Genomic DNA, 13,713 nt, shown 5'->3' with positions numbered 1-13,713 from the left:
CCGGCCCGTCTCGCGCGCATCACGTTGGACGCCGACATGCACACCACGGCGGCGATCGGCGCAAAGAACGGTTGGGGTGGTGCTGCATCACTCATGTCTTCGAGCATCGCTCAGCCCTGCAACAGGGTAAAGGGATAGCCGGACAAAGATGCCATGAATTGATGTAGCCCGGCGCTCTGCGGAGCGCCGGGCTAATGGTTGACGGGGTTAGCGGCCGGGTGTCGGCGAGGGAGTGACCGATGGTGCCACCGAGGACGGCACCTGGCTGGGTCCGCCGGGCCCGGTGCCCGGACTGACCGACGGTGCACCGCCGTTGGGGAACCCGGTGCGGTGGAACATCGCCGGGTGGTGCTTGTGGTGATGGCGGTGGTGACCGCCGTGTCCGCCACTCATCAGACCCAGCCGGAAGCCGGTGAAGAAGATGACCGAGATGATGAAGACGACGCCGGCGACGATGGCCACCCACGCCGCGGCCTTGAAGACCCTCGGGGTGCGGTGTTCCACACGTTCTGCGGGCGGCGCTACGGCGGTAGAAGTCCGCGTGGTTGGAGTGTCAGGAATTTCGCTCATGACTCGCATGATGCCGGGGCAACCAGTAGTGGCCGCTATGCGCTGGTTATGTAGCAGCTGTGAGCGACTCGGCCGCTCACCAGCATTCATGCAGGAACGCATGATACGGTGCGCGTATGCCTAAGACGGTTCAGATCCGCGACATTGACGACGAAGTTTATGCAGGATTACAACGCCGCGCCGGCGAAGAAGGCATTACCGTGCCCGAACTCCTGCGACGCGAAGCTACCCGGCTCGCTTCGCGGCCGTCGATTGCACAGTGGTTGGCACGCACTGGGCGTCGACCATCCGCGGTATCCACCGCGGATGTCTTGGCGACCCTCGATGAGTGGCGCGGCGAGTGGCCCGATGCTCGTCGTTGATGCCTCGTGCTTGTTCGAGGTCGTGGCCGATACGCCGCGATCTGAGGAGATTGCGGCCCGTCTCGCCGCGGATGCCGACCAAATTGCTCCCCAGGTGATCGATGTCGAGGTGCTGGGTGTTATCCGTGCCCAGCACCAGCGTGGCCGGCTGGACAGCACCGCCGCGGCACAAGCCGTGGCCGACCTGCGCGACTGGCCGGGTGATCGGTACGGACACCGCTGGCTACTAGATCGGGCGTGGCAACTCAGGGACTCCATCCGGGGGTGGGACGCGTTCTACGTGGCACTCGCGGAAGCATTCGATGCGACCCTGCTCACGCTGGACGCACGGCTTGCACGCGCTCACGGACCCACCTGCAGGATCGAGGTCGTGGGTAGCTAGAACTGTGCGGCCAGCAGCTCGGCGATCTGGATCGTGTTCAACGCCGCACCCTTACGCAGGTTGTCCCCCGATACGAACAGCGCCAAGCCCCTGCCTTCCGGCACGCCCGGGTCCTGCCGGATGCGGCCGACCAGCGAGTCGTCGATCCCGGCCGCCGCCAACGGCGTCGGCACGTCAACCAGCTGCACGCCGAGTGCGCCGTCGAGGAGTTCGTGGGCCCGCTCCGGCGAGATTGGCCGGGCGAATTCGGCGTTGATCGACAAGGAGTGGCCGGTGAACACCGGAACCCGCACACAAGTGCCGCTGACCAGCAGCTCCGGTATACCGAGGATCTTGCGGCTTTCGAAGCGCAGCTTCTGATCCTCGTCGGTTTCGCCGGAGCCGTCGTCCACCAGCGATCCCGCCAGCGGCAGCACGTTGAACGCGATCGGCGCGACGTACTTGCTGGGCGCCGGGAAGTCGAGCGCATTTCCGTCATGCACGAGTTGCTCGGCGTCGTCGATCACCGCACGCGCCTGGACCGCCAACTCGTCGACACCAGCCAGCCCGCTGCCTGACACGGCTTGATAGCTCGACACCACGATGCGCAACAGCTGGGCTTCCTCGTGCAGCACCTTGAGCACCGGCATCGCGACCATGGTGGTGCAATTCGGGTTGGCGATGATGCCCTTCTTGAGCGCTCGGCGATCGACCACGTCCCGGTCGAAGTTCACCTCGGAGACCACCAACGGAACGTCGGGGTCCTTGCGCCACGCCGACGAGTTGTCGATCACCGTCACCCCGGCGGCGGCGAACCGCGGCGCCTGCACCTTCGACATGGCCCCGCCTGCTGAGAACAGTGCGATGTCCAGGCCGGTCGGGTCGGCGGTCTCGGCGTCCTCGACTTCGATTTCCTGCCCGCGAAACGCCAGCTTGCGGCCCTGCGATCGGGCCGAGGCGAAGAACCGCACCGAGCTGGCGGGGAAATCGCGCTCGTCGAGCAGGGTGCGCATCACCTGTCCCACCTGGCCGGTGGCGCCGACTACTCCTACTGAAGGCTGACGGGCGACCATCTAACGTCCCGTTCCCGCGTACACCGTGGCCTCCTCTGCGCCGCCGAGCCCGAACGCCTCGTGCAACGCGACAACGGCCTTGTCTAGTTCCGTGTCGCGACACAGCACCGAGATTCGGATCTCGGAAGTGGAGATCAACTCGATGTTGACACCGACCGCGGCCAGCGCCTCACAGAACGTCGCCGTGACACCTGGGTGGCTGCGCATGCCGGCACCGATCAGCGACACCTTGCCGATGTGGTCGTCGTAGAGGAGCTGAGTGAAGCCGATCTCCTCTTGGAGCGAATCGAGCTTGGCCACCGCGGTCGGGCCACTGTCGCGTGAGCAGGTGAACGTGATGTCGGTCTTGCCGTCCTCGATCTTTGACACGTTCTGCAGCACCATGTCGATGTTCACGTCGGCGTCGGCGACGGCCCGGAACACCTTGGCCGCGTAACCCGGGATGTCGGGCAGACCCACCACGGTCACTTTGGCCTCGCTGCGGTCGTGCGCGACTCCGGTCAGGATGGGGTCTTCCATGGATATGTCCTTGATCGATCCGACAACGACGGTGCCCGGCCTATCCGAGTACGAAGACCGGACATGCACCGGAAGTTCGTACCGCCGGGCGTATTCCACGCAACGCAGCATCAGCACCTTGGCGCCGCACGCGGCCATCTCGAGCATCTCCTCGAAGGTGACGGTGTCGAGCTTGCGGGCGTTGGGCACAATCCGCGGGTCCGCACTGAAGATGCCGTCCACGTCGGTGTATATCTCGCACACGTCGGCGCCCAATGCGGAGGCCAGCGCCACGGCCGTCGTGTCCGAGCCGCCCCGGCCCAGAGTGGTGACGTCGCGGGTGTCCTGACTGACGCCCTGGAACCCGGCGACCAGCACGATGCGACCCTCGTCGAGCGCGGCCTGCAACCGGCCCGGCGTGACGTCGATGATCTTGGCGTTGCCGTGCGTGCCGGTGGTGATGACGCCGGCTTGGGAACCGGTGAACGATCGGGCGTGCGCGCCCAGCGATTCGATCGCCATGGCAACCAGCGCGTTCGAGATGCGCTCGCCAGCGGTCAGCAGCATGTCGAGTTCGCGCGGCGGCGGGACCGGGCAGACCTGTTGGGCCAGATCCATCAGGTCGTCGGTGGTGTCGCCCATCGCAGAAACCACGACGACGACGTCGTTGCCCTGCTTTTTGGTCTCGACGATCCGCTCGGCAACGCGGCGGATCCGGTCGGCGTCGGCCACCGACGATCCGCCGTACTTCTGCACGACGAGCGCCACTGATCTGTTCCTGTCTCGGGATTGTCCTGGATTTAAGTCCACAACAGAATACGTGCCGGCGCATCTCGATTAATCCGGCGCCGACCAGGCATCGAGTGGGCCCCCAGGGATTCGAGTGTGCATGCACGGCTTCGCCAGTGCCGTCACGGCGGCGATTTCGCGTTTTCCCCACCGTGGATGCACCGTCGGAGCCGTCACTGCACACGCGATGCTTTTTGTCCAGGCAGCCGATCGCGGTAGAGTGCACAACGTGCAGCGGGTGCTCCTTCTCGGACGCCGCGACGGGGTCTGATCCAGACCGGCCTCCCGTCGCGGGTGTTCGCGATGCGCCGGTCTGAGGTTCCTCTCTCTCATCCCCAGGAGCACCAACCGTGACCAATCCCGATTCGCCCGACGCCTACGTATCGGCACGCACCATCGTCAAACCCGCCGGCCCGCCGCGGCCCGGCCAGCCCGCGTGGAATCCACAACGCGGCACGTCAATGCCGGTCGACCGGTACCGCCCATTCGCCGACGAGGTCGAGCCCGTGCGGGTCGCCGACCGCACCTGGCCCGACCGGGTTATCGAAAACGCGCCGATGTGGTGCGCGGTAGACCTGCGCGACGGCAACCAGGCGCTGATCGACCCGATGAGCCCGGCCCGCAAACGCCGCATGTTCGACCTGCTGGTGCGCATGGGTTACAAGGAGATCGAGGTCGGCTTCCCCTCGGCCAGCCAGACCGACTTCGACTTCGTCCGCGACATCATCACCGACGGTGCCATCCCCGACGACGTCACCATCCAGGTGCTGACCCAATGCCGGCCCGAGCTGATCGAGCGCACGTTCGAGGCGTGCGAGGGCGCCAGAAACGTTATCGTGCACTTCTACAACTCCACGTCGATCCTGCAGCGACGCGTGGTTTTCCGAGCCGACCGGGCCGCGGTGCAAGCCATCGCCACCGACGGCGCCCGCAAGTGCGTCGAGGAAGCGGCCAAATATCCAGGCACCCGGTGGCGGTTCGAGTACTCACCGGAGTCCTACACCGGGACCGAGTTGGAGTACGCCAAGCAGGTGTGCGACGCCGTCGGCGAGATCATCGGACCGACGCCGGAGAACCCGATCATCTTCAACCTGCCGGCCACAGTCGAGATGGCCACGCCGAACGTCTACGCCGACTCGATCGAGTGGATGAGCCGCAACCTGGCCAACCGGGAGTCGGTCATCCTGAGCCTGCACCCCCACAATGACCGCGGAACCGCCGTCGCCGCAGCCGAATTGGGCTACCAAGCCGGCGCCGACCGAATCGAGGGGTGCCTGTTCGGCAACGGCGAGCGCACTGGCAACGTCTGCCTGGTGACGCTGGGGCTGAACCTGTTCTCCCGCGGCGTCGACCCGCAGATCGACTTCTCCAACATCGACGAGATCCGGCGCACGGTCGAGTACTGCAACCAGCTGCCGGTCCACGAGCGCCATCCCTACGGGGGCGACCTGGTCTACACCGCGTTCTCCGGCAGCCACCAGGACGCCATCAATAAGGGCCTGGACGCGATGAAAGTAGATGCGGACGCCGCGGACGTCGACATGGACGACATGTTGTGGCAGGTGCCGTATCTGCCGATCGACCCCAAGGACGTCGGCCGCACCTACGAAGCGGTGATCCGGGTCAACTCGCAATCCGGCAAGGGCGGGGTGGCCTACATCATGAAGGCCGACCACGGCCTGGCCCTGCCGCGGCGGCTGCAGATCGAGTTCTCGCAGGTCATCCAAAAGATGGCCGACGGCGAGGGCGGCGAGGTATCCCCCAAAGAGATGTGGGAAGCCTTCTCCGAGGAGTATTTGGCTCCGGTTCTGCCGCTGGAACGCATCAAGCAGCGGGTGGATGCACCGGAGGAGGACACCGGGACCACCAGCATCACCGCCACCGTCAAGATCGACGGTGTGGAGACCGAGATCAGCGGAGCGGGCAACGGGCCGCTTGCTGCGTTTGTCGACGCGCTGAGCACGGTCGGATTCGATGTGGCAGTGCTGGATTACTCCGAACACGCGATGAGTGCGGGCGACGACGCCCAGGCTGCCGCTTACGTCGAGGTTTCGGTCGCGATCGCGAGCGCGGCGGAGCCGGGCGAAGCGGGTCGCGGCCCATCAGGTTCGGTCGCGATCGCGAGCGCGGCGGAGCCGGGCGAAGCGGGTCGCGGCCCATCAGGTTCGGTCGCGATCGCGAGCGCGGCGGAGCCGGGCGAAGCGGGTCGCGGCCCATCAGGTTCGGTCGCTGGCAGGACCGTGTGGGGCGTGGGTATTGCGCCGTCGATCACCACCGCGTCGTTGCGGGCCGTGGTGTCGGCGGTCAATCGGGCTAGCCGCTAAATTCCGAAGAAAGCTGGGGCGGGCCCGGCCCGCCGGGGTCGGGGTAGGAGGCCGGACCCGCTGGTCTGGTTACACCGCGAGGAGGCGCTCGAAGAATTCGCGGTACTGCATCAGCGCCTGCCGTAGGTCCTCGGTAGACACTTCCTCGCCGCGTGCCCACTGCTCTTCCAATCTCGATCGGGCGTGGGCAAACCCGGTCGTAAGCTGCTCGACCACGTCGGAGACCAGTCCGTCAGCCTTCTGCACGCAGTCCTTGGGATCGTCGACGAAAGCCGCCTGCACACCGGCCCAACGACCTCGCAGATCTGCCAGCTCCGCGTCGGCGAAAAGCGTTTCCGCCGTTGACGTTTCAGCTCGCGTCGGCTCGGGCTTGGCAGGGGCGGCGGTTTCGCTGGATTGCTGCTCCGCTGCCGCGACTTCGTCAGTGTGTTGATCGTGAATAGTCATTGCGCGCCTCCTAAGCTGTGCGCTTGCCTGTTTCGGTTTCGAGCAACTTCTCGAACAGTGCCCGGTAGTGCACGAACGCTTCGCGCTGCTCTTCGGTACTGACCTCACTGCGCTGCTGGGACATGTGGACACCGTGCGCGGCGCGATAGTTCTCGACGATCTGCGGATGATCCACCGAGATGTCGGCGGCCCGCCGCTCGAAATCGTCGACCGGATAGCCGCGGTCGCGCATCACCTCTGTGACCAACCGGTCGGCAACGCCGACGGCGGTCGCGGGGTTGTCGACGAAGGCGGTCTGCACCTGCTGCCAGCGAGTCGTGTAGTTGGCAAGTGCCGACTGCGACAACGGGACGATGTCGAGTTTCTCCCGCTTGCGCTCCCGGCTGACGAGTTCTCGCTCCGCCGTCTTCTGTCCCCCGGTTTCGGCGACCAGACGCTCGTACTCGGCACCGTAGTGCTTCTTCAGGCGCTCGCTCTTGCGGCGCCCGCTCAGGTAAGTGACCCCGACGATCAGCAGGGCGACCACGACGACGACGGAAGCCACGATCAAAATCGTTTCCCATACGGGCATTTCGGGCTCCTTTCGAACATATGTCGAATAGCCCGACCCGTGTCGGCACAAACGTCAACATGCAAATGCGCGCCGGAAGCGGGCTGTGAAAGCGGCCGTCAGAACAGCGCGAACTGCTCGTCTACCAGCGTGGAATCGGCAAAATGCTCCATGCTTCTGCCGCGCACCACCGAACACACGCCGTCCATGAATTGCGCGTCGGAAAGCACCGGCACCCCCAGCTGCACGGCGTGGTATCCCTTGCCCTGCACGGGAGCGGCCTCGTTGCAAACCACCAGCGACGTCTCCCGGTCGACGTCGTCGCTGTATGCCAACCCCGCGTACAGGATCCGCTCGACGAGTTCCTCGTGGGTACGACCCACCTCCGCGGCCAACGCCACGCGCATGCCCTGGACCAACGGCCGCCCACGGACGAACCGCCCGGGGTTGAGATACGGGCACGGCATCCGCGCCGCGAGCGCCTTGAGCGGCCGCAACTCGTCGTGGGTCACCCTGCCGTTGGGCCACCGACGCCGTGTCACCGGGTGCACCGGCAACCAGATGTCACGAGCACGCGCGCGCTCCAACGCCGCGGCCAGCACCCCGGTCAACACCATCGCGTCGTCGAACGCGTCGTGCGGACGCTCCTGGGTCACACCCCAGTGCGAGGCAAGGGTCTCCAACCGCAGGTTGTCGACGTCGAGCTCGAGCCGCCGAGCCAGCTCGACCGTGCACATGACGGAGTCGACGGGCAATTCAGCCTCGGCCAGCTCGGCCTCGGCGGACAGGAACGAATAGTCGAACGCGACGTTGTGCGCCACCAACGTGCGGCCGCGCAGCACCTCGATCAGGTCGTCGACGATGTCGGCGAATTGCGGCTGATCTTCCAGCATCGCGGCCGTCAGGCCGTGGACGTGCGTCGGACCGGGGTCCACGCCGGGATTGAGCAGGCTGACCACGGATTGTTCGACTTGCCCGGCCGCGTCCAGACCCAGCGCGGCCACGCTGATGACCCGGGCCTGACCTGGGCGAAAACCTGAGGTCTCCACGTCGATGACGGCCCATCCCCCGTCCGGCTCACGTGCAGGCCGTCCCCAGGACATCCCGTTCATGGCTTGAGGATGGCACGACGAACCGACATCTCAGGTTCGCTGACGCATCGTGTCGGCTTTTCCGGTGAGCTTGCACTCGGCGACGAAGCGCCGAGCTTGCGATCGCCCTTTAAACTCACCCGGGTGATCACCGCCCGAGCACGTTTGGCCCTTGCCGCCGGGGCAAGCGCACGGTGGGCATCGCGAGTCACCGGCCGCGGAGCCGGGGCGATGATCGGTGGGTTGGTCGCGATGACGCTGGACCGCTCGGTACTGCGCCAACTCGGCGCCGGCCGGCGCACGGTCATCGTCACCGGCACCAACGGCAAGTCGACGACCACCCGGATGACAGCGGCCGCTTTGCAGACCGTCGGGGAGGTGGCGACCAACGCCGAAGGTGCCAATATGGACGCGGGCCTGGTGGCCGCCCTGGCGGCCAACCGCCGCGCGGACTTGGCGGCCCTCGAGGTCGACGAGATGCACGTGCCGCACGTGTCGGATGCCGTCGAACCGTCCGCCGTCGTGCTGCTGAACCTCTCCCGCGATCAGCTGGACCGGGTCGGTGAGATCAACGTCATCGAGCGCACCCTGCGAGCCGGTCTGGCGGCGCATCCGAAAGCGGTCGTGGTGGCCAACTGCGACGACGTGCTGATGACTTCGGCGGCCTACGACAGTCCGAACGTGGTGTGGGTGGCCGCCGGCGGTTCGTGGTCGAACGACTCGGTGAGCTGTCCGCGCAGCGGCGAAGTCATCGTCCGCGAACCCGGCCACTGGTACTCCACCGGCGCGGATTTCAAACGGCCCAGCCCGCATTGGTGGTTCGACGAGCACAGCCTCTACGGACCCGACGGGCTGACGCTGCCGATGCAGCTGGCGCTGCCGGGCGCGGTGAACCGGGGCAACGCCGCTCAGGCCGTTGCGGCCGCGGTAGCCCTCGGTGCCGAGCCCGCCAAGGCGGTTGCCGCGGTGGCGCAGGTCGACGAGGTCGCGGGCCGGTATCGGACCGTGCGCATCGGCGCGCACGAGGTGCGGATCCTGCTGGCCAAGAACCCGGCCGGCTGGCAGGAAGCGTTGTCGATGGTGGACAAGGACGCCGACGGCGTCGTGATCGCCGTCAACGGCCAGGTGCCCGACGGCGAAGATCTGTCCTGGCTGTGGGATGTGCGATTCGAACATTTCGAAAAAACCGAGGTGGTGGCTGCCGGCGAGCGCGGCACCGATCTCGCGGTGCGGTTGGGCTACGCCGGCGTCGAGCACACGCTGGTGCACGACACGGTCGCCGCGATCGCGTCCTGTCCACCTGGGCGGGTGGAGGTCGTCGCCAACTACACGGCATTCCTGCAGCTCAACCGGCGGTTGGCGCGGCATGGTTGAGTCGCGAGTGCGGATCGGGCTGGTCTTGCCCGACGTCATGGGCACCTACGGCGACGGCGGCAACGCAGTGGTGCTGCGGCAACGACTGCGGTTGCGCGACATCGACGCCGAGATCGTCGAAATCACGCTGGCCGACCCCGTGCCCGACTCATTGGATCTCTACACGCTCGGCGGCGCGGAGGACTATGCGCAGCGCTTGGCCACCAAGCACCTGATCCGGTACCCGGGGTTACAGCGCGCGGCCGAGCGAGGCGCGCCGGTGCTGGCGATCTGCGCGGCCGTACAGGTGCTCGGGCATTGGTACGAGACGTCGTCTGGGGAACGGGTGAATGGCGTCGGCATGTTGGATGCGACGACCTCGCCGCAGGACAGCCGAACCATCGGCGAAGTGGTGTCCAAGCCGCTGATAGATGGGTTGACGCAGCAGCTGACGGGGTTTGAGAACCATCGGGGCGGCACCGTGCTGGGACCCGCGGCGTCGCCACTGGCGGCGGTCAGCAAGGGGGCGGGCAATCGCGCGGGCGACGGCTACGACGGCGTGGTTCAGGGCAGCGTGATCGCGACGTACATGCATGGGCCGTGCTTGGCGCGCAACCCGGAACTGTCCGACCACTTACTCACCCAGGTAGTGGGCGAGTTGCCTGCGCTGCAGCTGCCGGAAGTTGACCTGCTGCGCCGCGAGCGGCTAAGCGCCCGCTAGCCCCAGATCCGCGAATGCGGGGCTGTTGGCCAGTGCGGCGTAGAGCGGGGTATCGGTGGCCAGCGCCGGGGTGATCGCGGTCTCTGCGGCCACTACCGGCCCGGCGGCCGCCGCGGGCCCGGCCACTGCGGGTGCCATACCGACCACCGTTTCGGCCTGCAACGCCGCCTCGTTCGCCGCGTCGACGGTCGCGTAGGAGCGCGCACCCGCGCGGAGCAGCTGTACAAATTGGTCGTGAAACGCACCCGCTTGCGCGCTCAACTGCTGATACGCGTGGCCGTGCCAGCCGAATAGCGCCGAGATCGCCGCCGACACGCTGTCGGTGCCAGGCGCCGGAACGCTTACCGTCGGCGCGGCCACGAACGCGTTCGTGGCCGAGAGTGTCGAACCGATCTCCGCCAGATTCGCCGATGCCGCCTCAAGCAATTCCGGTTTTGCGCTTACAAACGACATCGCCGTCCCTTCTGCCACGATTTCGGATCCGAGCCCCGCCAGCCGCTCAGTAGATCATTCGTTCATCGATGCAGAAGCGTTATCAAAACGATTCCGGTGGAGTTCTTAAGCCATGGCACGGCGGCCGGTGAGCGCCCGGCCCAGCGTCAGCTCGTCGGCGAACTCCAGATCACCGCCCATCGGCAGACCGGACGCGATTCGCGTAACCGTGAGACCGGGGATATCCCGCAGCATCCGGACCAGATAGGTGGCGGTCGCCTCACCCTCGGTGTTCGGATCGGTCGCGATGATCACCTCGGTGATGTCGACGTCATCGACCCGCTCGCCGATGCGCGTCAACAATTCGCGGATGCGCAGTTGCTCGGGACCGATCCCGGACAACGGATCGAGCGCCCCACCCAGGACGTGATAGCGGCCGCGGAATTCGCGGGTGCGCTCGACGGCCTGAATATCTTTGGGCTCCTCGACCACGCACACCAGCGTGCCGTCGCGGCGCGGGTCGGCGCAGATCCGGCATCGCTCGTCGTCGGAGACGTTGCCGCAGACCGCACAGAACCGCACACCGTCGCGAACCTTGCCCAGCACGGCCGTCAGCCGGTCGATGTCCGGCGGCTCCACCGACAACAGGTGGAAGGCGATGCGCTGCGCGCTCTTGGGTCCGATGCCCGGCAGCTTGCCGAGCTCGTCGATCAAATCCTGAACCGGTCCCTCAAACATGTTGACGCAGTTCAGACCCCCGGCACACCGGGAGGCGGTGTCGGCGGGGCGGTGGGTGGCGCGGGTGGCCGCATGCCGCCGGCCAGTGCACCCAGGCGCTCCTGTGCCATGCGGGTGACCTGCTTGGACGCATCGCTCATCGCGCCGACAATCAGGTCCTGCAGCGTCTCGATGTCATCGGGGTTGACCACCTTGGGATCGATCGTCACGCCGATCACCTCGCCGCTACCTTTGACGACGACCTTGACCAGGCCGCCACCGGCCTGACCATGCACCTCGGAGTTCGCCAGTTGCTGTTGGGCTTCAAGTAGTTTCTGCTGCATCTGCTGCGCCTGGGCCAGCAGTTGCGACATATCGCCTCCGGGTTGCATGACAGTCCCCTCGCATCTTGGTCTCGAGTTGGTTTCGCCTGCGGTTGTCGGGCGATTTGAAACATTCAGCGTAGTCGGCACCGCGTTACCTTGACGCAGTGGACGTACGACTGAGGCTGCGTGTCGGGATTGCAATGGTCATCGGCGTGCTGGCCGCCGCCGCAGCGCCGTTTTCGGCGCCGCTGATGCCCTCCGCACTTGCCGCTCCGGGCAGCGTCGCCGGCATGATCGTGTTTATCGACCCGGGCCACAACGGGTCCAACGACGCGTCCATCGGTCGCCAGGTGCCCACCGGTCGGGGCGGCACCAAAGACTGTCAGGCCAGCGGCACGTCGACCAACAGCGGATACGCCGAGCACACCTTTACCTGGGACACCGCGCTGCGACTGCGCGCGGCTTTGAATGCGCTGGGTGTGCGCACAGCCATGTCGCGCGGCAACGACAACGCGTTGGGGCCGTGCGTGGACGAGCGCGCCAGCATGGCCAATGCGCTGCACCCCAACGCCATCGTCAGCTTGCACGGGGACGGCGGACCGGCTTCCGGGCGGGGATTCCACGTCAACTACTCGTCCCCGCCGCTCAACGCGGCCCAGTCCGGACCGTCGGTGCAGTTCGCGCGGGTCATGCGCGACCAGCTGCAGGCCTCGGGTCTTACACCGGCCACCTACATCGGCCAGGGCGGTCTGTACGGGCGCTCGGATTTGGCCGGTCTGAACCTGGCCCAGTACCCGTCGATCCTGGTCGAATTGGGCAACATGAAGAACCCCGCGGACTCCGCGCTGATGGAGTCCGCGGAGGGACGCCAGAAGTACGCCGACGCGTTGGTTCGCGGTGTCGCCGGGTTCCTGGCCACGCAGGGCCAGGCGCGCTAGCTCGCCTGGCCACGCAGGGCCAGGCGCGCTAGCTCTCCAGTTGGTTCTTTAGGTTGTCGAGCACCTCGCCCTGAATCTTCTTCAGGCCCAGCGGTGCGAACGTCTTCTCGAAGAAGCCCTTGACGCCACCGGCGCCGGTCCAGGTGGTCGTCATGGTGACGCTGGAACCGGGCCCCGCGGGAGCGACCGTCCAGTTGATCACCATCGACGAATTGGCGTCCTTCTCGATGACGGTGTGACCGGCGACGTCCACGTCGACCTGCACATTGCGCACTCGCGATTCGGTCGCCTGCAGCCGCCACTTGGCTACTGTGCCCTGGCCCTTGCCGCCTTCGATCACCTCATATTCGCTGTACTGAGGCGAAAGAATCTTCGGGCGGACCGTCTGATAGTCCGCCACTGCATCGAGCACTTTCGCGGGCTCGGCCTGGATCAAAACCGTGCTGGCTGCTTTCACCTGTCCCATCAGGTGCATCTCCTCAATTTTCCGGGTCTGCTGTCGCCGACCACGATATGTGCGGCCTATCCTTCGATGCGGCGCGCACCCAATTCGTTTTGCAACAACTCGAGGGCCACCTCTTCGGGGTCGCGGCGCGGTTCGGCCGGATCGTCGCGGCCGGCTTCGGCGAGCAGGCTCTCCTCTTCGGCACGTTGAGCCGAAACTTGTTCTGGCACAGCCTCTTTCACTGGTACCGGTGCCGCGCTGAGGTCGGCTGCCGCCGGCGGCCCGGTCTCGCACCGCACCCGCCAGTTCACTCCGAGGGCATCCTTGAGCGCCTCGACGATGACATCGGCATTGCGTTGTTCGGACAGCCGTTTAGCTAGCGGCGCCGCTTCGTGCGTCAACACCAGCGTGTTGTCCTCGACCGCGCGGACGGTGGCACCCGACAACATCACCGCGGTGGTGCGGCTGCGCTCGCGCACCTTGTCGCGCACCGTCGGCCACATGCTGCGCACCGCGGCGGCATTCAGTTCGCCCGGGGCTGAGGAGGCGGCGGGCGCTGGCGTCGCAACCGGTTCCGGCTTGGGTTCGGGGGCCGGAGCGGGCTCGGGCTTCGGCTCCGGCGGCACCGCCACGGGCCGCTGGCTCGAGCGCCGCACGGGCGCCGGGCGTGCCGGTGCGGGCTCGGGGGCCGCAGCTGGGGCTGGGGCCCCCGAGCC

15 protein-coding genes and 2 pseudogenes are annotated in these 13,713 nt (G+C 66.6%); 5 read left to right on the top strand and 12 right to left on the bottom strand.

What is annotated here, in order from left to right:
• Positions 1-77: pseudogene (locus tag A5634_RS29495) on the bottom strand (hypothetical protein); the annotation flags it as partial.
• A gap of 130 nt (positions 78-207) precedes the next feature.
• Positions 208-579, bottom strand: coding sequence for a hypothetical protein (locus tag A5634_RS15840; RefSeq protein WP_172831715.1), 372 nt, complete (start codon positions 577-579; stop codon positions 208-210).
• 297 nt (positions 580-876) lie between these two features.
• Between A5634_RS15840 and A5634_RS15835 the strand changes: the two genes are divergently transcribed.
• Positions 877-1,314, top strand: coding sequence for a type II toxin-antitoxin system VapC family toxin (locus A5634_RS15835; protein ID WP_253861658.1), 438 nt, complete (start codon positions 877-879; stop codon positions 1,312-1,314).
• Here A5634_RS15835 and A5634_RS15830 read toward each other — a convergent pair.
• Positions 1,311-2,366, bottom strand: a complete 1,056-nt coding sequence (locus A5634_RS15830) for an aspartate-semialdehyde dehydrogenase (RefSeq protein WP_065144983.1) — start codon at positions 2,364-2,366, stop codon at positions 1,311-1,313. The two genes, A5634_RS15835 and A5634_RS15830, sit on opposite strands and share 4 nt — an antisense overlap.
• Positions 2,367-3,632 carry an aspartate kinase gene (locus A5634_RS15825; RefSeq protein ID WP_065144982.1) on the bottom strand — a complete coding sequence of 422 codons (1,266 nt, stop codon included), beginning with the start codon at positions 3,630-3,632 and terminating at the stop codon, positions 2,367-2,369.
• Positions 3,633-4,003: 371 nt separating this feature from the next.
• Here A5634_RS15825 and leuA point away from each other — a divergent pair, with 371 nt between their 5' ends.
• The gene (gene leuA, locus A5634_RS15820) at positions 4,004-5,977 is read left to right on the top strand and encodes a 2-isopropylmalate synthase (RefSeq protein ID WP_065144981.1); all 1,974 of its coding nucleotides are present in this window, start codon (positions 4,004-4,006) and stop codon (positions 5,975-5,977) included.
• 69 nt (positions 5,978-6,046) lie between these two features.
• Here the strand turns inward: leuA and A5634_RS15815 are convergent, their stop codons facing one another.
• The 3 genes from A5634_RS15815 to A5634_RS15805 form a co-directional block, all read right to left on the bottom strand.
• Positions 6,047-6,424 (bottom strand): hypothetical protein, encoded by a 378-nt coding sequence (locus A5634_RS15815; RefSeq protein ID WP_065144980.1) that lies wholly within the window; start codon positions 6,422-6,424, stop codon positions 6,047-6,049.
• A gap of 10 nt (positions 6,425-6,434) precedes the next feature.
• Complete coding sequence (locus A5634_RS28285; RefSeq protein ID WP_065144979.1) at positions 6,435-6,995, bottom strand: hypothetical protein; 561 nt, start codon at positions 6,993-6,995, stop codon at positions 6,435-6,437.
• A 98-nt stretch (positions 6,996-7,093) separates the two neighbouring features.
• Positions 7,094-8,086 carry a DEDDh family exonuclease gene (locus A5634_RS15805; protein WP_081290463.1) on the bottom strand — a complete coding sequence of 331 codons (993 nt, stop codon included), beginning with the start codon at positions 8,084-8,086 and terminating at the stop codon, positions 7,094-7,096.
• Positions 8,087-8,209: 123 nt separating this feature from the next.
• Here A5634_RS15805 and A5634_RS15800 point away from each other — a divergent pair, with 123 nt between their 5' ends.
• Together A5634_RS15800 and A5634_RS15795 are read left to right on the top strand one after the other, a co-directional pair.
• Positions 8,210-9,439, top strand: coding sequence for a Mur ligase family protein (locus A5634_RS15800; RefSeq protein ID WP_065144986.1), 1,230 nt, complete (start codon positions 8,210-8,212; stop codon positions 9,437-9,439).
• Positions 9,432-10,139: a type 1 glutamine amidotransferase gene (locus tag A5634_RS15795; RefSeq protein ID WP_065144978.1), complete on the top strand. Its 708-nt coding sequence runs from the start codon at positions 9,432-9,434 to the stop codon at positions 10,137-10,139. Before A5634_RS15800 ends, A5634_RS15795 begins: the two co-directional genes overlap by 8 nt.
• On the opposite strand, the gene A5634_RS15790 is transcribed toward A5634_RS15795, so the two are convergent.
• The 3 genes from A5634_RS15790 to A5634_RS15780 form a co-directional block, all read right to left on the bottom strand.
• Positions 10,125-10,592, bottom strand: a complete 468-nt coding sequence (locus tag A5634_RS15790) for a PE family protein (RefSeq protein ID WP_065144977.1) — start codon at positions 10,590-10,592, stop codon at positions 10,125-10,127. The two genes, A5634_RS15795 and A5634_RS15790, sit on opposite strands and share 15 nt — an antisense overlap.
• 105 nt (positions 10,593-10,697) lie before the next feature.
• Positions 10,698-11,309: a recombination mediator RecR gene (gene recR / locus A5634_RS15785; RefSeq protein WP_065144976.1), complete on the bottom strand. Its 612-nt coding sequence runs from the start codon at positions 11,307-11,309 to the stop codon at positions 10,698-10,700.
• A gap of 11 nt (positions 11,310-11,320) precedes the next feature.
• On the bottom strand, positions 11,321-11,680 hold the full coding sequence (locus A5634_RS15780) for a YbaB/EbfC family nucleoid-associated protein (protein WP_065144975.1): 360 nt from the start codon (positions 11,678-11,680) through the stop codon (positions 11,321-11,323).
• Positions 11,681-11,814: 134 nt separating this feature from the next.
• On the opposite strand from A5634_RS15780, the gene A5634_RS15775 reads away from it, so the two are divergent.
• Positions 11,815-12,552 (top strand): Rv3717 family N-acetylmuramoyl-L-alanine amidase, encoded by a 738-nt coding sequence (locus tag A5634_RS15775; RefSeq protein ID WP_065144974.1) that lies wholly within the window; start codon positions 11,815-11,817, stop codon positions 12,550-12,552.
• A 28-nt stretch (positions 12,553-12,580) separates the two neighbouring features.
• On the opposite strand, the gene A5634_RS15770 is transcribed toward A5634_RS15775, so the two are convergent.
• Both A5634_RS15770 and A5634_RS15765 read right to left on the bottom strand, forming a co-directional pair.
• Positions 12,581-13,018: an SRPBCC family protein gene (locus tag A5634_RS15770; RefSeq protein WP_065144985.1), complete on the bottom strand. Its 438-nt coding sequence runs from the start codon at positions 13,016-13,018 to the stop codon at positions 12,581-12,583.
• Positions 13,019-13,074: 56 nt separating this feature from the next.
• Positions 13,075-13,713 (bottom strand): annotated as a pseudogene (locus tag A5634_RS15765) (DNA polymerase III subunit gamma/tau); the annotation flags it as partial.

This window comes from Mycobacterium asiaticum (genome assembly GCF_001673365.1).
GTDB classification, from domain to species: domain Bacteria; phylum Actinomycetota; class Actinomycetes; order Mycobacteriales; family Mycobacteriaceae; genus Mycobacterium; species Mycobacterium asiaticum_A.
This window is presented reverse-complemented; position numbering and strand designations above follow the sequence as displayed.